The following is a 21,721-nucleotide window of genomic DNA, read 5'->3' as shown; positions in this document are numbered from 1 at the left end:
CCCCCCCCGGGCCCCCCCCCCTTTTTTTGGGGGGCCCCCCCCCCCCCCCCCCCCGCAGCTCCGAACGTCCGCCTTGCGCTCAAGCCCGCAGGCGCCTCCCGTGGACTCCTGGACGGGGCGTGGTGGCCACGATCCCGCCATCTGCTGCGTGAACTTCCCGCGCTGATCGACGTACTCGACCCCCTGTGGGGCCGGATCACCCGCATCGCCGTCAACCCTGAGCACTGGCCCGTCGTCCCCCGCAAGATCCCCGTCACCGGACACGTGGTGAAGGCCGGCTGGTTCAAGGCCGAGCAGGACCCGCACAACCTCCTGTTGCTCTCCTACGGAACCGACCGCTGGGACCTCCTCGTCATCCCGCCGCAGACCAGCGCCGCCGCGGCCGCCCGGCTGATGGCCGCCGCGAGCGACCCCGCGGGCCTGGCTCTGACCGCGAGCGCGCTCATCGCGGGCGACGAAGCCCGGCACGGCGCCTCAGCGTGCCCGGAATGCTCTTCGCCCCGGACCTCGACGCACACCTCACCCAGCAGGGCGGTCGATTCCCGTTCGGCATCAGCGCATCGCGCGCCTCACCTGGCGCCGCATCGTGAAATAAGAGGGCAGCTTCAACTGTCCTTGGCCTGTACGCGTAGGCCTTGGTAGCTGGAGAAACGCACCCGTCGGGAACGCGTAAACCCCTCCGTATACGGCCCCGATTACCGACCCCGTATGCGCACTCCGCATCCGTACGGCATTCGCAGAACTCGCGCCGCCCGCCCGCTCGCCAATACGGCCGAGCCGCAGGCAAATTCCTCCGGCGGCGGCGCGGCAAGGCGGCGGGCTGGACGACAACGGCCAGTCAGGGACTGGCAGTTCGAGGTCCCGAGGGCCCAGCATGCCCAGCTCAACGGCGGGGCATCCGTCGATCCCAAGCGATCCAGATTCCAAAATATAGGCCCTTTCGACCCGGGTCACCTGTCCCCGATTCGTGGGACGCATACGGGGATTGACCCTGTCGGCGCTCGTTGTGGATCATCCTCTCATTCCCCGTTCCCGCCGGAAGGATTCAGGAGCCAACCATGGCCATTCGCGATGATCTGATTCTCGAGGACACCACTCTCAGGGATGGCGAGCAGACCCCGGGCGTAGCCTTTTCCAAGGAGACGAAGACCAAAATCCTCGACGCGCTCATAGCCGCCGGAGTGACCTCCGTCGAAATCGGTATTCCCGCCATGGGCGGTGAGGAACTCGATTTCATCAAGACCTGTGTGGACCGGCAGGACGAGGCTCGGCTCGTCGTGTGGCACCGGGGGGTCCGGGAGGATGTCGAGCGCTCGATCGACATGGGGTTCAAGGCCGTGCACATCGGTCTGCCGACGTCCGCCGGACACCTCAAGGCCAGCGTCCGCAAGGACCGCACGTGGCTGCTGTCCACCGCCAAGGACCTGATCAAGATGGCCAAGGACCGCGGCGCGTACGTGTCCATCAGCGCCGAGGACATCGCGCGCACCGAGATCTCGTTCCTGCAGGAGTACGCCGGTGTGGTGCACGAGGCGGGAGCCGACCGGCTGCGCCTTTCGGACACCGTCGGTCTGCTCGGGCCGGAGGCCTACGGTGAGCGGGTGGCCGCGGTGGGGGCGGCGGCTCCCATCGACACGCAGTGCCACGCCCACAACGACTTCGGCCTGGCGACCGCCAACACCATCGCGGGGCTCAAGGCCGGCGCCCGGTACTTCCACGTGACGGTCAACGCCATCGGAGAGCGCGCGGGCATGGCGGACCTCGCCCAGGTCGTGGTCGCGCTGAAGAAGCTGTACGACCGGGACCTCGGCATCGACATGACCAAGCTCAAGGACCTCAGCCGGCTCGTCTCGCAGGCGGCCAAGCACCCGGTGCTGCCCTGGCAGCCGGTCATCGGCGACAACGTGTTCGCCCACGAGTCGGGCATCCACGCCAACGGCATGCTGCGCGACACCTCCACCTTCGAGCCCTTCCCGCCCGAGCACGTCGGCGGCGAGCGCCGTTACGTCCTTGGCAAGCACTCGGGTCGCGCGCTGATCGCCTGGGCCCTTGAGCAGCAGGGCATCGAGCCGCGGGAGGACCTGCTCGGCCTCTGCCTGGACGAGGTGCGCCACATGTCCATCCGTACGGCCGGCGCGGTCCCCCCGGAGGACCTGGCCGACATCTACCGCCGGGCGCTGTCCCGGGCCGGGGCCGCGGCCTGACCCTCCCCCCTGCTTGCCGGCCGGGTGCCCGCCCCCCTCGGGCACCGGGCCGGCAACCCCCCGACGAAGCGAGAAGGGTCAACCATGCACGACATGCTGCGCTCCCTGCCCCAGGCGCGGGGAGCAGGCCGGTACATCAGCCTGGCCGCAGCCGAGGAGAACGGCCTCACCGGTCTGCATGCCGCGCCCCGCAGCGTTCGCATCCTGGTGGAGAACGTCCTGCGGGCCGCCGTGAAGAGCCGTGACGAGGCCGCGGTGGGACGGGCCATGGCCTCGTCCGCCGCGCTGATCTCCGCCTGCGCCGGCGCCGGCCCCGAGGAGGAGATCACCTTCAGCCCCACCCGGCTGGTCCTCCAGGACCACACGGGCATCCCCGTCCTTTCGGACCTCGCGTCGCTGCGGTCGCTGATCGCCGAGCGGGGTCTCGACCCGCGCCGCGCCCGGCCCGCGCTTCCGGTGGACATCGTCGTGGACCACTCGGTGGAGGTGAACGCGTGGGCCCGCCCCGGCGCGCTCGCCCTGAACATGTCCCGCGAGTACGAACTCAACCGCGAGCGCTACCGGTTCCTGCGCTGGGCCCAGCGCGAGATGAGCGGGCTGCGCGTCGTGCCGCCCGGCCGGGGCATCGTGCACCAGATGAATCTGGAGCACCTGGCCCGGGTCGTGATGCCGGACGCCGACGGCCTGCTCGCCCCGGACTTCGTCCTCGGCACCGATTCACACACCCCGATGGTCGGCGCCCTGGGGGTGCTCGGCTGGGGCGTCGGCGGCATCGAGGCGGAGACCGCGCTGCTGGGGCATTCGGTGTCCCTGCTGAGCCCGCCGGTGGTGGGCGTACGGCTGACCGGTGAGCTGCCCGTCGGCAGTACCGCCACGGATCTGGCCCTGACCATGACGCGCTTCCTGCGCGACACCGGCGTGGTGGGGCAGTTCGTGGAGTTCTTCGGCCCCGGCGTGCCCACGCTCTCCCTCCCGGACCGGGCGACGGTGTCGAACATGGCACCGGAGTACGGCTGCACCGTGGCCTTCTTCCCGGTGGACGAGGCGACGCTGGACTATCTGCGGCTCACCGGCCGCCCGGAGCAGGACGTCTCCGTGGTGGAGGCGTACGCGAAGGAGCAAGGCCTGTTCGTGCCGCTGGGCAGCGCCGAGGAGCCCCGCTGCGCGCGCACCGTCGAGTTCGATCTGTCGTCGGTCGAGCCCAGCGTCGCGGGACCGCGCCGGCCGCAGGAGCGGTTGCCGCTGGCCGCGGTGGCCGGCAGTTTCCCCGGCGGCCCTCGGTCCGGCGACGATCACGCGGACGAGGGGCCGGCCGACGGCGCGGTGGGCATCGCCGCCATCACCAGCTGCACCAACACGTCCAATCCCGAGTCCATGGTCATCGCCGGTCTTGTGGCGCGCAACGCCGTCGAGCGCGGGCTGAGCGTGCCGCCCTGGGTCAAGACGACGCTGGCCCCCGGCTCCCGTGCGGTGCCGCGCTATCTGGAGGCGGCCGGGCTCCTGCCGTACTTGCAGAAGCTCGGGTTCGACGTGGCCGGCTTCGGCTGCACCACGTGCATCGGCAACTCGGGCGGCCTGGCACCCGTCGCCGAGGAGGCCGTGCGGCGCGAGGGCACCCGGCTCGCGGCCGTGCTCTCCGGGAACCGCAACTTCGAGGGCCGGATCCATCCCGATGTGGCGGCCGCCTACCTCGCCTCGCCGGCTCTGGTGGTGGCGTACGCCCTCGCCGGATCCGTACGGACCGACCTGAGCAGCGAACCGCTCGGCACGGGCGCGGACGGGCGCGGCGTGCGGCTCGCGGATCTGTGGCCGACACCGGCTCAGATCGCGACCGCGGTCGCGCACGTGGCTCGCGAGCACTTCGTGGTGGAGAAGGAGGCGCTCTTCCAGGGCGGCTCCGAATGGCAGGACCTGAGCTTCCCCGAAGGGCCGGTCTACGACTGGCCGGCCGACTCCACCTACCTGGTGCGCTCGCCGTTCTTCGACCCCACCGGGCGGACCGGCACCGCCGATCTGCGCGGGGCCCGGGTCCTGGTCTTCGCCGGCGACTCGACCACCACCGACCACATCTCCCCCGCCGGAACCATCGCCGAGGACTCACCGGCCGGCCGTCATCTGGCGGGCGCCGGGATCGCCCGCGCCGACTACAACTCGTACGGCTGCCGTCGCGCCAACCACGAGGTGCTGGTGCGCGGAGCCTTCGCCAACCCCGGCTTCCGCAACAAACTCACCCCGTCCCAGGGCGGCAGCCGCACGCTCCACGTGCCCAGCGGCGAGGTGATGAGTGTCTACGACGCGGCGTCCCGCTACTTCGCCGAGCGGACTCCGGTCGTCATCCTGGCGGGCCGCGACTACGGGTTCGGCAGTTCCCGTGACTGGGCGGCCAAGGGCCCCGCGCTGCTCGGCGTGCGGGCGGTCCTCGCCGAGAGCTTCGAGCGGATCCACCGGAGCAACCTGGTCGGCATGGGCATCGTCCCGCTCCAGTTCCCACCGGGGCGGGGTCCGAAGGAGCTGGGCCTCACCGGCCGCGAGACCTTCGAGATCACCGGACTCGAAACGCTGCGGCCCCGCGGCGAGGTCACCGTACGGGCCCTGGGGCCCGGTGGCCAACTCGTCGGCGCGTGGCGGATGTTGGCCCGCGTGGACACCGCCCGCGAGCTGGACTACGTGCGGCAGGGCGGGTTCCTTCGCGCGGTGGCGGCGCCGTTGCTCGACCCCTCGCCTCCCGCGGGCGAGCCCGCTCGGCAGGGCGCGTCGTGAGGATCGTCGGAATCGGCGGATCGAACCGGCCCGGCTCCACGGCCGAACGAGCGCTGCGGGCGGTCCTGACCGAGGCCGAGCGGCACGGCGCCGAGGTCCGGCTGTTCGCCGGCACCGACCTGGTCATGCCGTTGTACGACCCCGGCGGCGCGCCGCTCTCCCGGCCGGCCCTGCGGCTGATCGAGGAGACGGCGCGGGCCGACGGAGTGGTGCTGGCCAGCCCGGCCTACCACGGCGGCATCTCCGGGCTCGTCAAGAACGCCCTCGACCACCTGGAGGAGCTGCGCGACGACGCCAGGCCGTATCTGAGCGGCCGGGCCGTCGGCTGTCTGGCCGTCGGGCAGGGGCACCAGGGCGCGGTCGTCACCCTCGGAGCGCTGCGAGCCGTGACGCACACGCTGCGCGGCTGGCCCACGCCGCTGGGGGTGGCGCTCAACAGCACCCAGACCGGCTTCACCCCGGCCGGGCGGTGCGACGACGCGCGCGTCGAAGAACAACTGAAGAGCGTCGCGGAGCAGGTGGTCGGCTTCGCCCGCAGGTCCGTGAACCAACCCGTCCCACACCATTTCTGAGGAGACATCATGAACAAGCGAGCCATGTTGCGCGAGGCGATCGCCCGGGACGGCGAGCTGTCCCTGGCCGCGGGCGTCCACGACGGTCTGGGCGCGCGGATCGCGCAGAACAGCGGCTTCCAGGTGCTGTGGGCCAGCGGTCTGGGGATATCCGCGTCGTACGCGGTGCCCGACGAGAGCATTCTGACGATGACCGAATTCCTCAACGCGGCCCGCACGATGAACGACGCCACCGATCTGCCGGTGCTCGCGGACTGCGACACGGGCTTCGGTGGCGCGAGCAACGTCGCGCGCATGGTCGACCAGTACGAGCGGGTCGGCATCGCGGGCGTCTGCATCGAGGACAAGGTCTTCCCCAAGCGGAACTCGCTCGGCGACGGCACCCAGCACCAGGAGACCATCGAGAGCTTCTGCAACAAGATCCGGGTGGCCAAGAAGGCCCAGCGCACCCCCGACTTCGTCGTCGTCGCGCGGATCGAGACGTTCATCGCCGGGGGCCCCAAGGACGATGCGCTCAGGCGGGCCGACGCCTACGTCGAGGCGGGCGCGGACGCGGTGCTCATCCACTCCAAGTCGCGCGACGGGCAGGAGATCCTGGACTTCGGCCGCAGCTGGCAGCGCACCGACGTACCGCTGATCGCCGTGCCGACGACCTACCCGGACGTGGACGCCGGGCAGCTGCGCGCGGCCGGCTTCTCGCTCGCCGTGTACGCCAACCAGGGCCTGCGCGCCTCGATCACGGCGATGCGGCAGAGCTTCGCGCACATCTCGGAGCACGGGTCGACCCGGGCGCTGGAGGACGGGATCGCGGAGCTGCGCGAGGTCTTCCAGTTGCAGGGCTGAGCCCTCCCGCACACGAAAGGAGATCGGGCCCCTCATGAGCGAGCCAGAGGACCGCGAACTGGTACTGGGCGCCTATCTGTCCTACGGGACGGGCCACCACGCCGCAGCCTGGCGCCACCCCGACGCCGTGGCGGACGGTGCGCAGAACATCGACCACTACATCGACATCGCCCGAACCGCCGAACGCGGCCTGTTCGACTTCATGTTCCTGTCGGACACGCCGTCCGTCTTCAACGACGACCGGGACGGCTACGGAAGCCGGGTGGTCGTCTTCGAGCCGATGACGCTGCTGTCCGCGCTCGCGATGAAGACCACCCATCTCGGGCTCGTCGCCACGGCCTCGACGACGTACAAGGAGCCGTACAACGTCGCCCGCGAGTTCGCCTCGCTCGATCTGCTCAGTGGCGGGCGCGCGGGCTGGAACATGGTGACCTCGTCCAAGAAGGACGCCGCCCACAACTTCGGCCTGGACGAGCACCCGGAGCACGGCGACCGCTACCGCCGGGCCGCCGAGTTCTTCGAGGTCGTCACGGGGCTGTGGGACAGCTGGGAGGACGACGCCTTCCCCCGCGACAAGGAGCGCGGCGTCTTCTACGACCCGGCCCGCCGGCACGTGCTCGGCCACGAGGGCGCGCACTTCGGGGTCCGTGGCGAGCTGAACGTCTCCCGCCCGCCGCAGGGCCACCCGCTGGTGGTGCAGGCGGGTTCGTCCGAGGACGGAAAGGAGCTGGCGGCGCGCACCGCCGAGGCGGTGTTCACGGCGCAGCCGGACATGGCGGCGGCGCAGGCCTTCCGCACGGACCTCAGGCAGCGGCTCGCCCAGTACGACCGCGTGAACCGGGACATCCTGGTGATGCCGGGCCTGTGCCCGTTCATCGGAGCCACGGACGAGGAGGCGCGGGAGAAGTTCGAGCAGTTGCAGCGGCTCATCCATCCGGGCCTCGGCGTGGCCATGCTGTCCGACCTGGTGGGCGGATTCGACCTCTCCGGGTACGACGTCGACGGTCCGCTGCCGGAGCTGCCGCCCTCGAACGGCAACCAGAGCCGGCGCGGGCTCATCGAGAAGCTCGCGGCGGAGGGGCTCACCATCCGCCAGCTGTACGAGCGCATGACGATCGCCCGGGGGCACCTGGTGCTGGTCGGCTCCTACCGCCGGGTGGCCCGGACGATGGCGCAGTGGCTGCGGTCGGGCGCCGCCGACGGCTTCAACATCATGCCGCCCCAACTGCCGGGCGGACTGGCCGAATTCGTCGATCATGTCGTTCCCGAGCTGCAGAAGCTTGGCGTATACAAGGAAGGCTACCGGGAGGGCACCCTGCGCGAAAAGCTCGGCCTGCGCCGTCCGCCCTCCCGTTACGCACCCGCGGCCGACGGCGCTCCGGGGCACGTCGGCTCATCGCACTACGGAAACAGGTGACCGCGCATGGAACCGCGCAAGCAGAAGTTCGACACCCTCGCCGACGACTACGACCGGCACCGGCCCCGCTACCCCGCCGTCCTGCTCAAGGAGCTCGTCGGGCCGTTGGCGGGGCGGTCCCGGCCGCACGTCGTCGATGCCGGGGCGGGCACCGGCATCGTCCTGGAGGGGCTCATTCCGATCCTCGGCGAGGACGGCCGGTACGAGGCGGTCGACCTGTCGTCCGACATGGTGTCGAGGGGCCGGGCCAAGTTCCCGTCGGTGAGCTGGTCGGTCGGTCCGGCCGAACCGTTCCTGGAGCAGGCGCGGGACGTCGATCTGATCGTCGCCGCCCAGTCCTTCCAGTGGATGGACCGGCCGCGCTTCCTGCGCGCGGCACGGGGCTGCCTGAATCCGGGTGGCCAGGTCGCGATCATTCAGAACAACCGTGATTTCAGGGCGAGTTCGTTTCTGGACGCCTACGAGTCGCTCCTGGAGGAGCTGAGCCCCGGCTACAGCCGGCACTACCGGGCCTTCGACTTCGGAGCCGAACTGCGCGAGGCGTTCGCCCCCGGCGGCGGCACCGTCGAGGTCAGGACCGCCGACTGGACGACGACGATGGCGGCGGACGACTTCGTCGGCATGGCGAAGTCCTCCACCCAGGTGCAGCGCGGCATCGAGGCGCACGGTCAGGCGCTGCTCGACCGGCTCCGGGACCTCATCGACCGCCATGCCGACCAGGACGGCGCGCTGACGATGCCGTACCACAGCGAACTCTTCACGGCCCGCACCGCCTCGGCCGCCGAGAGCGATGGATGACCCGGTCCGGGCAGCCGTGCGGGGCGTAGTGGTGGCCGGCGCCGACGAGGCGGACATACCGGGAATCCTCGCGGTGCTGGCCGCCGCCTACGCCCCTTATACGGGAGAGTTCCGGCCGACCGCGCTGGGACGAACGGCCGAGGCCGTCCGCCGCGAACTCTCCCAATGGCTGGTCGCCCGCGTCGGCGGGCGGCTCGCCGGCTGCGTGTTGCACTACCCCGAGGACGGCTCCTACACCTTGTGCTTCCTCGCGACCGAACCCGCGCTGCGCGGCCGGGGCATCGGCTCGTCGCTGGTCGACGCCGTCGTCGGCCGGGCCGCGGCGGCGGGCTGCCGGGAGATCCGGATCGCGCTGCGCACGACCCTGGCGGCCAACACCGCCTTCTTCACCCGGCGGGGCTTTCGGCGCGTGGCGCCGTTCCGCCCCGGCACGCACGACCTCTACGAGCTGAAGCTGGAGGCAGAACCATGGGCACCGTGATCGTCCTGGGCTACCGGAAAGGCATCGCCGACGCGGTCGCCCGGCGCGGCCTCGACGTCTTCCATGTGGAAAGGAAGGCGAAGGAGGCACTCGCCGGCACCAGGTTCGCGCTGGTCGACGACCTGGAGGACGCCCAGGAGGTCCTCAGGACGGTGCTCGGCGCCGGCCTCACGGATGTCGTCGGTATCGTCACCGGTCACGAGCAGGGCGTGTTCACCGCCGCTCTGCTCCGCGACCACCTGGGGCTGCCGGGTGACCGCGACTGGGCACGGGCCCTGCGGTTCCGGGACAAGTACCTGCAGAAGGCCGCCCTGCCACCGGACGTCCAGCGGGCCCGGTGCGAGTACGTCGGCCCGCACACCACCTACGCGGAGCTGGCGGCCGGGCTCGGCACTCCCTTCGTCGTCAAACCCGCCAACGGGGCGGGGTCGGTCGGTGCGGCGGCCATCGGCTCGGAGCGGGAATTCGTCCGGCACCTCGGCTCGCGCCGTGGCGGGGCCGACGCGGCCTGGGTCGCGGAGTCCTTCGTGGGCGGCCGGGAGTTCAACATCGACGGCGTCTGGTCGCAGGGGCGGCTGCGGTGGTGCTCGGTCTCCCGGTTCCACGAGCGGCCGATGAGCACGAACACCGGTGCCGTACTGGCCTCGCAGGTGCTGTCGCGGAAGGAGAACGCCGAGTTCCTCGACGGCGCGAGGGCACTGGCCGAGCGCGCCCTGGGCGGCCTCGGCGCCCCTGACTGCGTCTTCCACCTGGAGGCGTTCGAGGACGGCGACGACCTCGTCTTCGGTGAGTGCGGCACCCGCACTCCCGGCGCCCACCACACCGAGATCGTGCAACTGACCCACGGCGTCGACCTCTACGACCTCACGGTGGGTCTGGCCCTCGGGGAGGACGCGGCCGACCTGCTCGCGCCGAAGGACCCCGAGGCGTACTTCGCCTACATCTACCTGCGCCGGTTCGAGGGAGTGGAGCTGACCCGGGCGGACTTCGAGAAGCACTTCGCGTTCCATGAACTCAGCTACCCGGACACCATCGGAGGCGGCGGCACCGGTTCGTACGGCCGGGCCGGTCACGCTCTCGTGTCCGCTCCCGACAACGCCCGGCTCGGCGAACTCATGGGCCGGATAGTCGAGTTCAACGAGTCCGGCCGTGTCTGACGCCCGCGCCCTCGTCCTCAGCACCGGCAAGCCGCTCTTCGACGCGGCCCGCGCCGCCTTCGCCGCCGAGGTCGAGTACCTGGACCTCCACGCGGGCGAGGCGTCCGGCGGCAGGCTCACCGTGCCGTCCTTCGACCACGAGCGCGAGACGCTCGCCGCCGTCGACCGGCTCATGGCGAAGCGGCCCTTCCGGTACGTGCTCGCGACCTCCGAGAGCAACCTCGCGTTCGCCGCCTTTCTGCGCAGCAGATACGGGCTGCCAGGCCTGGGCTTCGAGGCGGCCCTGACGGTGACCAACAAGTGGCGGATGAAGCAGTGGATCAGGCCGTCCCTGCCCACGGCCCGCTGCTGGCTCTCCGGTGACCTCGCCACCGCGTCCGCGCTCGGCGCCCTCCCTCCGGAGGTGGTGGTGAAACCGCTGTCCGGATCCTCCAGCAAGGGGGTGCGCCGGATGCCGGTCGAGCAGGCACAGGAACTCGCCGCCGCCGGTGACGAACTCTTCCTCGTGGAGGAGGCCGTCGACGCGGAGTGCGAGCTGCATGTCGACGGGGTGGTCCGCGGCGGTGAACTGCGGGCGGCGTTCGCCTCGGCCTACGACCGGCCGGTGCTGAGCGCCGCCGGAACGACCCGGGCGAGCATCCATCTGCCGCCGGGTGACCCACGCCGTGAGCCCGCGCTGCGGGCCGCCGAACGCGCTGTCGCCGCCCTCGGCATCGCCGATTTCGTCTTCCACCTGGAGCTCTTCCAGGCGGGCGACAGGCTCCTGTTCAACGAGGTCGCCCTGCGCCCGGCCGGGGGCGGAGTCGCCGAGTCGCTGCGCGAGTTCCACGGCGTCGACCTCTGGGACGAATTCGTCCGGATCCAGCTCGGCAGACCACCGGGGCCCGGCCTGCCGGCCGGCGACGGGCCGGCTGGGTTCAGTGGCGTGATCGGAGTGGCGGCGCCCAGCCCGGGCAGCCGCCGACGCGTCCCCGAGGACTCCGAGTTGCTGGCGGTGCCCGGCATCGTAGGCGTCTCTCCTGGAAGTTCCCGGACCGAATCGGAAGCGGGCCTCGGCAGTTCCTGCGCCTTCTCGCGGCTCGCGTTCTTCTCGTGCCCCGACGAGGCGGCCGTGCACGCGGCCCTGGCCGGCGTCGGCCGGCTCTCGGGCGGCTGACGGCCGCAGAGCCTGCGCCTGCCCCTTCACCTCACCGATGCCTCACGACAGGTCGTTTCTCCATGCCGTCCGCCGAGCCGCCGTCGCGACAGCTCGATCCGCCCGCGCCCGCTCCGGCGCACCGCTCGTCCCGCCTGTTCTTCACCCTGTTCTTCACCCTGTCGTCCTTCGCCGAGGGCGGCCAGGCGGTCGTACTGCTCTGGCTCACCTACGCGCTGACGAACAGTGCCCTGCTCATCGGTGTCATGGTGGTCCTCGGCTACCTACCCGCGGCACTCCTCGGGCTGCTGTTCAAGAGGTTCGCGGACCGGGGACGGGCCGGCCGGGTGGCGCGCAGCACCAACACGGCGCTCTCCGTGGTGTCACTCGTGCTCGCCGTCCAGCACTTCTCCTCCGGCGGTCGTACGGCCCTGTCCATCACCGTCATCGCCCTGAGCCAAGTCGTGCTGTCCATCGCGAAGATGTTCAACAAGGCGGCGCTGAACCGGCTGATCCGGGGCGCGTTCGAGCGGGAGGAGGCGCGGCGGCTCCTCGCGGTGTCCCAGTCGGCGTCGCTGACCGGACAGGTCTTCGGCGCGGGGCTGGCCGGGGTGGCGCTCGCCCAGGGCTGGATCACGGCGGCGCTGATCTGCGCGGCGCTGGCGTACGCCGCGAGCGCGGGCTCCCTGTCCCTCGGCACCCGGGGCTACGCCGACCGGGCCGAACAGCAGCCGAGCACCGGGGAGAACCCGGCGGGCGGGGGGCGGGCGGCCGTCCCGATCCGCTGGAGCTCCGCCCTGATCGGGGTGCTCGTCTTCTCCGTGCCCAGCAGCGGCGCACTGCAGTTCCTGAACACGATCCTGGTGCCCCTCGCCAGCACCGTCGCCCCCGAACAGCCGTCGTACTACGCGCTGTTGAACATCGTCACGATCGCCGGCGGCTTCCTCGCCGGCGTCCTGCTGTCGACGGGTGCCGTCTCGTCCCGGCGGGTGCTCGGCTGGGCGCTGCCGGTGACGGTCGCCCTGTCGCTGGCACTGGCGCTGGTCGATGCCGCGTATCTGGTGGCGGTGGTCGCCTTCGGTCTGTCGCTGGCCGTCACCTGTCACGTGATCTGTATGCAGGTGCTGACGAATCAGGTGCCCGCGGACCATGAGGTGGGGCAGTTCGCGGTGGTCCGCAATGTGGTGGCGTCGCTGGCCAAGGCGGTGTTCTCGTTCGCCGCGGGCACGCTGGTCGGGGTGTACGGCGTCGCCGTGGCCTTCGTCGTGCTCGCCTGCGGCACGGCGCTGTTCGCCGCCGGGTGGCTGGTGATGCGGCCGCGGTGGGACACGCCGGGTACGCCGGGCACGTCCGCGCGCTGAGTCTGTGATCCACGCAGTGAGGAACGGGAAGGAGACGGTGACATGGTGTTCGACGGAACAGGGAGCCGCGGTGAGTTCACCGCCTGGCTGCGGTCGGCGCGCGACGGGCTCGTGACCGGCGACGGAGGCAAAGAGCGGGCGCTGCGGGCGCTCGGCCTCGACGACGCGGGACTGCTCGCGTTCGCGCGGGCGCGGCGCGTCGTGGTCAGCCTCCCGCACGCGAGCCCGAACGTCTTCTTCCCCCGCGTCGGCGTCTCCTGGTACGTGCGCCATCTGCAGCGCCACGACCCGTCGGCCTTCCATCTGCGGGTCGCACTGACGCATGTGAACTTCTCGGACCTCGGATGGCGGCCCTACGCGTGGTGGTTCCTCGATCAGGACGGCGCGCTGGCCCGCGAGACCCTGTTCACCCGGAACAAGAAGGCCAAGCACGTGGTCGTCGCCGGACAGCGGCCGATGGGCGAGGTGCCGCCGCGTGCGGTCGGCGCGGATCGGGAGGCGGCCGAACTGGCCCTGCACGGAGCCGATCGCGCCCTCTCGCACCTGCTGCTGATGTCGGCCGTGGAGCGCGCGGCCGGGCTCACGGTGCCGGGCCGGACGCTGTATCTGCCGCTGGACCTGCTCGTCGCGTTCTTCCGCGACGGTCTCCCGGGAGCCGGGTCCGACGAGTCCGGCGGCTGGCCGGCCGCCCTGTTCGGGCTGCGGACGCGGGCCAGGAAGCTCGACGGCACGGGCCGGCTGGTCGACTGTGACGCCGTCGGCGAGGCGTTCGTCCTCGACAACTCCTCCAACATCGCGCTGCTTTCGCTGCTCGGCTGTGCGGGTGTGGTGGGCGGAGCGAAGATGGCGGGCTACTGGGGGGAGATCGAGGACCGCGTGGCGCGGGCGGGCCGACTCAGCGGGGTGCCGGTGCCGGTGCCCGAGTTGCTCCGACTGCCCGACGGAGTCGCGTACGAGGACGTCGTCCGTCCGTCGTCAGGGCTCGCGGCGGAGCTGGCGGCGGCCGGCATCGGGTACTCGCAGGGGATGGCGGTGGCCGAGCACGGCAGGTTCGCCGAGGAGGCGGATCCCTTCCGGTGACCGCGTCCGCGGGTCAGAGCCTGTGTCTAAACCCCGTCCGGATCAGACCGCGGCGTCTGGTGCGTGCGATCGCAAGGCGGCTGGAAGTCCTCGTAGCGGAGCTACTGGGGCTTTCGGCCAACACGGCGAGCGTGCGTGCCAGGCGTCGCGGGCCCGGGCGGGGTTTAGACACAGGCTCTCAGTTCCAGCCATAGGCCATCGCCGCCTTGACCAGCTCCGCCTTGTTGCCCAGGGCGAGTTTGGCCCGAATGCGTTTGACGTAGGTGTCCACGGTGTGGCGGCTGATGCCCAGGCGGCGCGCCGCCTGATCGTGCGTCAGGCCATCGGCGAGCAGCCGCAGCACCTGCCGCTCGCGGACCGAGAGCGCACCCGCTTCCTTTGCCGCCCCGGCCGACCGGGGCGGCAGCTGCGCGTTCCGCGCCGCCAGGTGCACGGCGGCGGCCAGGGCCATGGGATCCGTGCGCTCGGGCAGACAGAGGGTCACTCCCGGGCGCGGCTGCTCGGCGGCAGCGTCGGAGAGCATCAGGACGCAGGAGGCCCTGGCCGCCGCGGCCTCGATCCCGGCCAGATGTGGCCGCCCGAGCGGCCGGTCGATGACGAGCACGTCGAATCGGTCGGGTAACACCAGGGGGACGCCCGGCAGTGCGAGGGCCGCCGCGCTCAGCACGTGCACCCGCATGTCCGGGAATTCGGACAGCGCGTGCCCAACTGCCCATGCGATGAGCGGGTGTTCATGGACCACACCGATGTCATACATCGTGACCTCACCTGATGTTCGAGTGCAGGAATCCTGCAACACCCCCCTTGCGGTGGCCTGTTCGGATCGTGCGGACTCCTTGCGACCTCGTTACCGCCCCCTTGCCGACGGGTTGCCATTCCCTTGCCGTCCGCTTGCCGTCCGGTGACGGAATACCGCCGGGTGATCTTGGAGGGGCCCAGCCGGCGTGCCAAGATCACGAACGGATGGTCCAGGCATTCGTCGGCCCGCCACGTTCGGCACGGCCACAAGCGCGAGAACGGTGGGGATCACATGTACGCACCTCGGACGCCGGGCCCGCCGCCACTGACGGAGCGGGACCATCCGTCCGGGTTGCTGCTGCGTGTCATGGGACCCATGTCGGTGCGGCACGCGGACGTGGACCTCCCGCTCGGCCCACCGCTGCGGCGGGCCCTGCTCGCCCTGCTGCTCATACGCCTGGGCCGGGTCGTGCCCACCGAGCAGCTCATCGAGGAACTGTGGCGGAACGAGCCGCCACGGCAGCCCGTCGCCGCGCTGCAGAGCCACGTCTCCCATCTGCGGCGTGCGCTCGATCCGGCGGCCGGCCCGGGCACCCGGTCGGCCCTGCGGCATCTGGCACCCGGATACATCCTCCAGCTCTCCCCCGAGCAGGTCGACGTGTGCCGCTTCGAGCAACTGGTGGCATCGGGGCGGCAGTTGCTGGACCGCGGCGAACACCTCTCGGCGCGCGCCCGGCTCAGCGAGGCGCTGGAGCTGTGGCAGGGCCACCCGTACGGCGAGTTCGGCGCCCACCCGCGGCTCAGCGACGAGGGCGCACGCCTTGAGCAGCTCCGGCTCACCGCCCTGGAGTCGTGCGCCGAGGCCGGACTCGCCCTCGGCGCGGCCGACGAGGTCGCGGCCGGCCTCGGCCAGGAGGCGGGCCTGAACCCGGCGCGCGAGCGCCTTGTCGGCCATCTGATGACCGCGCTCTCCCGTCTCGGGCGGCAGGCCGAGGCGCTCGAACTGTACGAGCGCACGCGCAGCCACCTGGCCGAGGAGTTCGGCGTGGACACCGCCCCCGGCCTCCAGCGCGTCCGCGACGCCATCCTGCGCCAGGAGCTCGGCGACGGCCTGCCGGCGGACCAGCCGGAACCGGTCGAGCTCGCCGCCGGGCCGGGACCCGACTCCGCGGAAGCGGAGGCTCCGTCCCCGTTCGCCGGCCGGGACCAGGAACTGCACCGTCTGGTGGGCGCCGCGGCCGGCGCGCTCACCGGCCACGGTCACGTGGCCAGCGTGCTCGGCCCCGCCGGCGTCGGCAAGACGCGGCTCCTGCTGGAGCTCGCCCCCCGTCTGGAAGCCGCCCCCGGGGAACTGGAAGTGGTCTGGAGCCACTGCTTCCAGGGCGAGGGAGTCCCGCCCTACTGGCTGTGGACGCAGGTACTGCGCCGGCTCTCGGCCACGCGGCCGGAGGCCTTCCGCGCCGCGACGGAGCCCTTCGGCGCGCTCCTCGCCCCGCTGATGCCCGAACGGTCGCGGCGGACCGGCGACGGACAGGGCGGCGAAGTCGACTGGGCGCAGGCCCGGTTCCTCTCCCACGACGCGGTGTGCGAGGTCCTCCTCACCCTGGCCGCGCAGCGTCCTCTCGTCCTGCTCCTGGAGGACCTGCACTGGGCCGACACCGCCTCCCTCGAACTGCTCCGGCTGCTCGCCATCCGCCGCCAGGGCAATCCGCTCAGCATCGTGCTGACCGCCCGTGACTTCGAGGTCGAGTCCGACGCCGCCATGCGGCGCACCCTCGCCGAGACCCTGCGGGGCCCCCGGACGGAGACGCTGCGGCTCGGCGGCCTCTCCCGGACCGCCGTCGCGGCGCTGGTCCGGGCGCAGGCCGGGCCCGGGGTGTCGACCGAGGTCGTCGATGCCCTGCACCAGCGCAGCAGGGGCAACCCCTACTTCGTCATGCAGCTCCTCTCCCTCCTCGGCGACGTCCGTCAGCTGCACGACCAGGGCGCCGCGGACATGCTCCTCGCCCGCATCCCGACGGGCGTGCGCGAGGCGCTGCGCCAGCGCTTCACCTCGCTTGCGGAGCCCGTCCTGCGGGTGCTGCGGCTCTGTGCCGTCATCGGCACCGAGGTCGACACGGACCTGCTGCACCTCACCGCCGTCGAGGACGAACCGGTCGCCACGGCCCTGGAGTCGGCGATCCGCGCCGAGCTGCTCGACGAGGACCCGCACCGCCCTGGCCGGCTCCACTTCGCCCACGCGCTCGTCCAGGAGACGCTCCTCGACGAGCTCTCGCACGAGGAACGCTGCCGGCTGCACGCCCGCGTCGCGTCGGGCCTGTGCGCCCGCGGGCACCGGCAGAGGGAGGAAGAGGAGATCGAACGCGTCGCCCACCACAGCTGGCGCGCCGAGGACGCCCTGCCGGCCCGCGAGGTCCTCCCCCGGCTGCTGCGCGCCGCCGAACAGGCCGAGCAGCGCCTCGCGTACGAACAGGTCGAGAGCTGGCTGCGCCGCGCCGTCCGCCTGATCCGCTTACTGCCGCCCGGCGACGACTCGACCCCGGTCCTGGAGCAGCGGCTGCACATCCAGCTCGGTCAGGTACTGGCCATCACCCGCGGCTACGGCGACGCCGAGGCCGAGGCGCTGCTCGGCCAGGGCCGCGCCCTCAACGCCGTCACCGGAGCCCCCGAGGACCCGTCGGTGCTGTGGGCCCTGTGCGCGGGCCTCCTGGTCACCGGGCGGTACGACGACTCCCGCCGGTTCTCCGGCCTCCTGCGCACGATCGCCGACCGCACCGGCCACCCCGTCGCGCAGCTCGGCGCGGCCTACGGCGAGGGAATCGTCCTGCACATCCGCGGCCGGCTCCCCGAGGCGCTCACCGCGCTGGACGGCGCCGTCGAAACGGCGGACCGTTTCGCCCGCGAGGGACACTCCCTGGCCCGTACGTTCCAGCACGACCCCCGCGTCTCCTGCCGCTCCTACGACGCCTTCACCCACTGGCTCCTCGGCGACCGCGCCACCGCGACCGAACGCCGCCGACAGCTGCTCCGGTTGACCGCGTACGAGAGCAGGCCTTCCGACCGCGCCTTCGCCCTCTACGTGGACGCGGTCCTGGCCGCCTGGGAGGACGACGTCGACACGGCGCTGCACTCGGGCGCGGAGGGTTCACGCCTGGCCGGCGAACACGGGCTGCTCTACTGGAAGGCGATGCTGAACCTCCCCGAGGGTTGGGGCCTGACCCACTCCGGCCGCGAGGCCGAGGGCATCACCCTGATGCAGTCCGCCCTCGCCGAACTCCGCCCTTCCCGAACCCACCTCCGCCTGCCCCTCCACCTGGGTCTCCTCGGCCAGGCCCAGCACCACGCGGGCCGGCAGGAGGACGCGCGGAACACCCTCCACAAGATGCTGGCGGTCGTGGAACACCGCCGCGAACACACCTACCTCCACCCCGCCCTGCCCCCCACCCGCCTGCTCCACACACTGCTGGGCCGGGGCGCGGCGGAACGAGTACTGAGGGCGTGATCACGCCTCGAACCGCCCACCCCTCACATGTCGTCCGACCCCGACCGCACCCGGGCCGGCACATACCCCGCTGCCGGACGCAGCGTAAGTACCATCGTCATGCCCCCGCCCGGGGTGTCCTCCGCCGCCAGTGTGCCTCCTATCGCCTCGGCGAAGCCCCGGGCCACTGCCAGGCCCAGGCCCACCCCGGCGCCCCGTGGAGCGTCTCCGTAGCGTTGGAACGGGGCGAAGATGCGGTCCTTCGCGGCGTCCGGGACGCCGGGGCCCCGGTCCACCACGCGGACCTCCACGCGGTCGGCGATCGTGCTCGCTGAGACCAGGACGCGCTCCCCCTCGGGGCTGTACTTCACCGCGTTCTCCACGATGTTGGCCATCGCGCGCTCCAGGAGGCCGGGGTCCGCCCGGACCATCGGTAGGTCCTCGGGGATGTCCAGTACGACGCTGTCCTCGGGGACGCCGCCCAGCGCCATCGGCACGACCTCGTCGAGGTCCGTCTCGCGGATCAGCGGGGTGACCGTGCCGGTCTGGAGGCGGGACATGTCGAGCAGGTTGCCCACCAGGTGGTCGAGGCGGTCCGCGCCCGCCTCGATCCCCTCAAGGAGCTCCGCCTCGTCCGCCTCGGACCACTCCACGTCGTCCGAGCGCAGCGACGTGACCGACGCCTTGATGGAGGCCAGCGGGGTGCGCAGGTCGTGGCTCACCGCGGCGAGCAGCGCGGTGCGGATGCGGTCGCCCTCCGCGTAGAGCCTTGCCTGGTCGGCCTCTTCCTTCAGGCGGCGGCGGTCCAACACCACTGCTGCCTGCGCCGCGAACGCGCCCAGGACCCGGCGGTCCTCCGCAGGTAGTACGCGTCCCGACAGGGCGAGCGCCATGTGGTCGCCCACCGGCATGTCCACGTCTGCGTCCTCGGGGCGCTCCACCGGCCGGGGCCCTACGCTCGCCGAGCACGTCCACGGCTCGACCTCGCTCGTACGCTCAAGGAGGGCCACCGATTCCATCGCGAACGTTTCGCGGACCCGCTCCAGCAACGCGTCCAGACTCGTCTCGCCCCGCAGCACGCTGCCCGCCAGGAAGGAGAGGATCTCCGACTCGGCGCGCAGCCGGGCCGCCTGGTGAGTGCGGCGGGCCGCCAGGTCCACGACGGACGCCACCGACACCGCGACCGAGCCAAAGATGACGATGGCGACGATGTTGTTGGGGTCGCTTATCGTCAGGCGGTGGACCGGCGGGGCGAAGTAGTAGTTCAGGAGCAGGGAGCCGACCGCCGCCGACGCCAGTGCCGGGAGGAGGCCGCCGAGGAGCGCCGCCGCCACCGTCAATGACAGGAAAAGCAGCATCTCGTTGGCGAGGCCCAGGTCCGTGTCGATGCCGGTCAGGAGCAGGGTGAGCAGTACGGGGCCGGCCACCGCCGCCGCCCAGCCCCACATCAAGCGGGCCCGGCCCAGGCGGGTGCCGCGCGCCACCGGCAGGCCCCGCCCGCGCGCGGCCTCCTCGTGGGTGACGATGTGGACGTCGAGGTCGGGGCCCGAGTCGCGGGCCACGATCGCGCCCACCCCGGGGCCGAACACGTACTGCCACGTGCGGCGGCGGCTCGAACCCAGCACGATCTGCGTCGCGTTGACACCCCGCGCGAAGTCGAGCAGGGCAGGGGGAACGTCGTCACCCACCACGTGGTGGAAGCTTCCGCCCACGTCCTCGACCAGGGTGCGTTGGACCGCCAGTTCCCTGGGTGAGGCGGAGGCCAGGCCGTCGCCCCTCGCCACGTACACCGCCAACACCTCGCCGCCCGCGCCCTTTTCGGCGAGGCGGGCGGCCCGGCGGATGAGGGTGCGGCCCTCCGGTCCGCCGGTCAGGCCGACGACGATGCGCTCGCGCGAGCCCCAGATCTTCGAGACGCTGTGCTCGCTGCGGTACTCCTGGAGGTATTCGTCGACCCGGTCGGCGACCCACAGCAGCGCCAACTCCCGCAGCGCGGTGAGGTTTCCGAGCCGGAAGAAGTTGGAGCGGGCCGCATCCACCTTGTCCGGCTTGTAGATGTTGCCGTGCGCCATGCGGCGGCGCAGCGCCTGGGGCGACATGTCGACGAGCTCGACCTGGTCGGCCCGGCGCACCACCTCGTCCGGCACGGTCTCCCGCTGGCGTACACCCGTTATCGACTCGACGACGTCGCCCAGGGACTCCAGGTGCTGGATGTTGACGGTGGACACGACGTCGATGCCCGCGTCGAGCAGCTCCTCGACGTCCTGCCAGCGTTTGGCGTTGCGCGAACCCGGGATGTTGGTGTGGGCCAGCTCGTCGACGAGGGCCACGGCGGGCCGCCGCTCCAGGACCGCGTCCACGTCCATCTCGGTGAACTGCGAGCCCCGGTAGGCCAGTTCACGTCGGGGAAGCTGTTCGAGGCCGTGCAGCATCACCTCCGTACGCGGCCTGCTGTGGTGCTCGACCAGCGCGACCACGCAGTCCGTACCGCGCTCCACCCGCCGGTGCGCCTCGGACAGCATCGCGTACGTCTTGCCGACGCCCGGCGCAGCGCCGAGGTAGATCCGAAGCTTGCCGCGTGCCATGGTTCCGATCTCTGTGTACGAGGGACGGGTTACGAGCACGGGCAGTGCTCAGACCTCGAAGCGGTAGCCCATGCCCGGTGCCGTGATGAGGTACCGCGGATGTGAAGGGTCCGCTTCGAGTTTGCGTCTCAACTGGGCCATGTAAACGCGGAGATAGTTGCTCTGCGTACGGTAGCTGGGCCCCCACACCTCCTGCAGCAACTGGCGCTGGGTGACCAGCCGGCCGCGGTTGCGGATCAGGACTTCCAGGAGGTGCCACTCGGTGGGGGTGAGCCGCACGTCGTTCCCGCCGCGCTTCGCCTTCTTGGCGAGGAGGTCGAGGGTGAAGGCTTTGGTGGTGACGACTCCCCCGTCGGCGCCCTTCGTGGCGGGTTCGACCCTGCGGGTCGCGACCCGCAGCCGGGCCAGGAGCTCGTCCATGCTGAACGGCTTGGTGATGTAGTCGTCCGCGCCCGAGTCGAGGGCCTCGACCTTCTCGTCGGAGGTGTTGCGCGCGGAGACCACCAGGATCGGCGCCCGGCACCAGCTGCGCAGCCGGCGCATCACCTCGATGCCGTCCATGTCGGGCAGCCCGAGGTCTAGCAGGACCGCGTCCGGGGGCTGCACGGCGGCCAGTTGGAGGGCGGTGGCGCCGTCCGTCGCCGAGTCCACTTCGTATTTTCGCGCCTTCAGGTTGATCTCAAGAGCCCGTACGAGCTGTGGTTCGTCCTCCACCACCAGCACCCGGGTCATCGGCGTGCCGCCTTCCTGTTGTGCGCGGAATTCCTACGACTGCCCGGCGGTGCGGGAGCCGGGGCCCGGAGGTCCTCCGGGGCCGGGGCTCCCGCCCGCCGTCGTAAGTGGCTCACTTCTGCGTGAGTTCCTTGAGTGCGATGTTGAGCTTGAGGACGTTGACGCCGGGCTCGCCGATGAAGCCGAGGATCCGGCCGTCGGTGTTCTCGCTGACGAGCTTCTCGACCTGCTTGACGTCGAGGTGGTTCTGCTCGGCGACCCGGTGGACCTGGATCCTGGCGTACGCCGGGGAGATCTGCGGGTCGAGGCCGGAGCCGGAGGAGGTGACCGCGTCGGCGGGCACGTCGGCCGGGTTCACCTGGTAGCCGGCGGTCGAG

At 71.6% G+C, this 21,721-nt stretch carries 17 protein-coding genes; 13 read left to right on the top strand and 4 right to left on the bottom strand.

What is annotated here, in order from left to right; all coding sequences use genetic code 11:
* From ADK54_RS47200 to ADK54_RS03595, 12 genes are all read left to right on the top strand, one after another.
* Positions 1 to 642, top strand: a 642-nt coding sequence (locus tag ADK54_RS47200) for a DUF5994 family protein (RefSeq protein ID WP_420717259.1), incomplete at its 5' end; no start/stop codon positions are given.
* 416 nt (positions 643 to 1,058) lie between these two features.
* Positions 1,059 to 2,204, top strand: coding sequence for a hypothetical protein (locus ADK54_RS48200; RefSeq protein WP_053724037.1), 1,146 nt, complete (start codon positions 1,059 to 1,061; stop codon positions 2,202 to 2,204).
* A gap of 84 nt (positions 2,205 to 2,288) precedes the next feature.
* Positions 2,289 to 4,964 (top strand): aconitate hydratase AcnA, encoded by a 2,676-nt coding sequence (acnA, locus tag ADK54_RS03640; protein WP_053724036.1) that lies wholly within the window; start codon positions 2,289 to 2,291, stop codon positions 4,962 to 4,964.
* Positions 4,961 to 5,536, top strand: coding sequence for an NADPH-dependent FMN reductase (locus ADK54_RS03635; protein WP_053724035.1), 576 nt, complete (start codon positions 4,961 to 4,963; stop codon positions 5,534 to 5,536). Before acnA ends, ADK54_RS03635 begins: the two co-directional genes overlap by 4 nt.
* A 9-nt stretch (positions 5,537 to 5,545) precedes the next feature.
* Entirely contained in the window at positions 5,546 to 6,379 is an 834-nt protein-coding gene (locus ADK54_RS03630; protein WP_053724034.1) for an isocitrate lyase/phosphoenolpyruvate mutase family protein, read from the top strand.
* Positions 6,380 to 6,413: 34 nt separating this feature from the next.
* The gene (locus ADK54_RS03625; protein WP_053724033.1) at positions 6,414 to 7,796 is read left to right on the top strand and encodes an LLM class flavin-dependent oxidoreductase; all 1,383 of its coding nucleotides are present in this window, start codon (positions 6,414 to 6,416) and stop codon (positions 7,794 to 7,796) included.
* 6 nt (positions 7,797 to 7,802) lie between these two features.
* Positions 7,803 to 8,594, top strand: a complete 792-nt coding sequence (locus ADK54_RS03620; RefSeq protein WP_053724032.1) for a class I SAM-dependent methyltransferase — start codon at positions 7,803 to 7,805, stop codon at positions 8,592 to 8,594.
* Positions 8,587 to 9,075 carry a GNAT family N-acetyltransferase gene (locus ADK54_RS03615; protein WP_078966102.1) on the top strand — a complete coding sequence of 163 codons (489 nt, stop codon included), beginning with the start codon at positions 8,587 to 8,589 and terminating at the stop codon, positions 9,073 to 9,075. Before ADK54_RS03620 ends, ADK54_RS03615 begins: the two co-directional genes overlap by 8 nt.
* Entirely contained in the window at positions 9,063 to 10,232 is a 1,170-nt protein-coding gene (locus ADK54_RS03610) for an ATP-grasp domain-containing protein (protein ID WP_053724030.1), read from the top strand. Before ADK54_RS03615 ends, ADK54_RS03610 begins: the two co-directional genes overlap by 13 nt.
* The gene (locus tag ADK54_RS03605) at positions 10,225 to 11,388 is read left to right on the top strand and encodes an ATP-grasp domain-containing protein (RefSeq protein WP_053724029.1); all 1,164 of its coding nucleotides are present in this window, start codon (positions 10,225 to 10,227) and stop codon (positions 11,386 to 11,388) included. The genes ADK54_RS03610 and ADK54_RS03605 overlap by 8 nt, the downstream gene beginning before the upstream one ends.
* Before the next feature lie 62 nt (positions 11,389 to 11,450).
* A complete protein-coding gene (locus ADK54_RS03600) occupies positions 11,451 to 12,728 on the top strand; it encodes an MFS transporter (RefSeq protein WP_053724028.1) in 1,278 nt (425 codons plus the stop codon).
* Between the two features lie 42 nt (positions 12,729 to 12,770).
* Positions 12,771 to 13,808, top strand: coding sequence for a hypothetical protein (locus ADK54_RS03595; RefSeq protein WP_053724027.1), 1,038 nt, complete (start codon positions 12,771 to 12,773; stop codon positions 13,806 to 13,808).
* Positions 13,809 to 13,986: 178 nt separating this feature from the next.
* Here ADK54_RS03595 and ADK54_RS47185 read toward each other — a convergent pair whose 3' ends face one another.
* Positions 13,987 to 14,565: a helix-turn-helix transcriptional regulator gene (locus tag ADK54_RS47185; RefSeq protein WP_063801894.1), complete on the bottom strand. Its 579-nt coding sequence runs from the start codon at positions 14,563 to 14,565 to the stop codon at positions 13,987 to 13,989.
* Between the two features lie 357 nt (positions 14,566 to 14,922).
* Here ADK54_RS47185 and ADK54_RS03585 point away from each other — a divergent pair, with 357 nt between their 5' ends.
* On the top strand, positions 14,923 to 18,048 hold the full coding sequence (locus tag ADK54_RS03585; RefSeq protein WP_234391905.1) for an ATP-binding protein: 3,126 nt from the start codon (positions 14,923 to 14,925) through the stop codon (positions 18,046 to 18,048).
* 23 nt (positions 18,049 to 18,071) lie between these two features.
* Here the strand turns inward: ADK54_RS03585 and ADK54_RS03580 are convergent, their stop codons facing one another.
* From ADK54_RS03580 to ADK54_RS03570, 3 genes are all read right to left on the bottom strand, one after another.
* A complete protein-coding gene (locus ADK54_RS03580; protein ID WP_053724025.1) occupies positions 18,072 to 20,612 on the bottom strand; it encodes a sensor histidine kinase in 2,541 nt (846 codons plus the stop codon).
* A 48-nt stretch (positions 20,613 to 20,660) separates the two neighbouring features.
* Positions 20,661 to 21,344: a response regulator gene (locus tag ADK54_RS03575; protein WP_053724024.1), complete on the bottom strand. Its 684-nt coding sequence runs from the start codon at positions 21,342 to 21,344 to the stop codon at positions 20,661 to 20,663.
* Between the two features lie 112 nt (positions 21,345 to 21,456).
* The coding region (locus tag ADK54_RS03570) for a potassium-transporting ATPase subunit C (RefSeq protein ID WP_159047607.1) at positions 21,457 to 21,721 on the bottom strand (265 nt) is incomplete at its 5' end.

This window comes from Streptomyces sp. WM6378 (assembly GCF_001279695.1).
In the GTDB taxonomy this organism is placed as follows: Bacteria; Actinomycetota; Actinomycetes; order Streptomycetales; family Streptomycetaceae; genus Streptomyces.
The sequence above is the reverse complement of the archived record's forward strand: the minus strand, read 5'-3'. Positions and strand labels throughout refer to the sequence as shown.

What these genes read in the sequence shown, in the direction of transcription:
- ADK54_RS48200 (WP_053724037.1), top strand. Translation starts at nt 1,059, where the DNA reads ATGGCCATTCGCGATGATCTGATTCTCGAGGACACCACTCTCAGGGAT.
- acnA (WP_053724036.1), top strand. Translation starts at nt 2,289, where the DNA reads ATGCACGACATGCTGCGCTCCCTGCCCCAGGCGCGGGGAGCAGGCCGG.
- ADK54_RS03630 (WP_053724034.1), top strand. Translation starts at nt 5,546, where the DNA reads ATGAACAAGCGAGCCATGTTGCGCGAGGCGATCGCCCGGGACGGCGAG.
- ADK54_RS03625 (WP_053724033.1), top strand. Translation starts at nt 6,414, where the DNA reads ATGAGCGAGCCAGAGGACCGCGAACTGGTACTGGGCGCCTATCTGTCC.
- ADK54_RS03620 (WP_053724032.1), top strand. Translation starts at nt 7,803, where the DNA reads ATGGAACCGCGCAAGCAGAAGTTCGACACCCTCGCCGACGACTACGAC.
- ADK54_RS03615 (WP_078966102.1), top strand. Translation starts at nt 8,587, where the DNA reads ATGGATGACCCGGTCCGGGCAGCCGTGCGGGGCGTAGTGGTGGCCGGC.
- ADK54_RS03610 (WP_053724030.1), top strand. Translation starts at nt 9,063, where the DNA reads ATGGGCACCGTGATCGTCCTGGGCTACCGGAAAGGCATCGCCGACGCG.
- ADK54_RS03600 (WP_053724028.1), top strand. Translation starts at nt 11,451, where the DNA reads ATGCCGTCCGCCGAGCCGCCGTCGCGACAGCTCGATCCGCCCGCGCCC.
- ADK54_RS03595 (WP_053724027.1), top strand. Translation starts at nt 12,771, where the DNA reads ATGGTGTTCGACGGAACAGGGAGCCGCGGTGAGTTCACCGCCTGGCTG.
- ADK54_RS47185 (WP_063801894.1), bottom strand. Translation starts at nt 14,565, where the DNA reads ATGTATGACATCGGTGTGGTCCATGAACACCCGCTCATCGCATGGGCA.
- ADK54_RS03585 (WP_234391905.1), top strand. Translation starts at nt 14,923, where the DNA reads ATGTCGGTGCGGCACGCGGACGTGGACCTCCCGCTCGGCCCACCGCTG.
- ADK54_RS03580 (WP_053724025.1), bottom strand. Translation starts at nt 20,612, where the DNA reads ATGGCACGCGGCAAGCTTCGGATCTACCTCGGCGCTGCGCCGGGCGTC.
- ADK54_RS03575 (WP_053724024.1), bottom strand. Translation starts at nt 21,344, where the DNA reads ATGACCCGGGTGCTGGTGGTGGAGGACGAACCACAGCTCGTACGGGCT.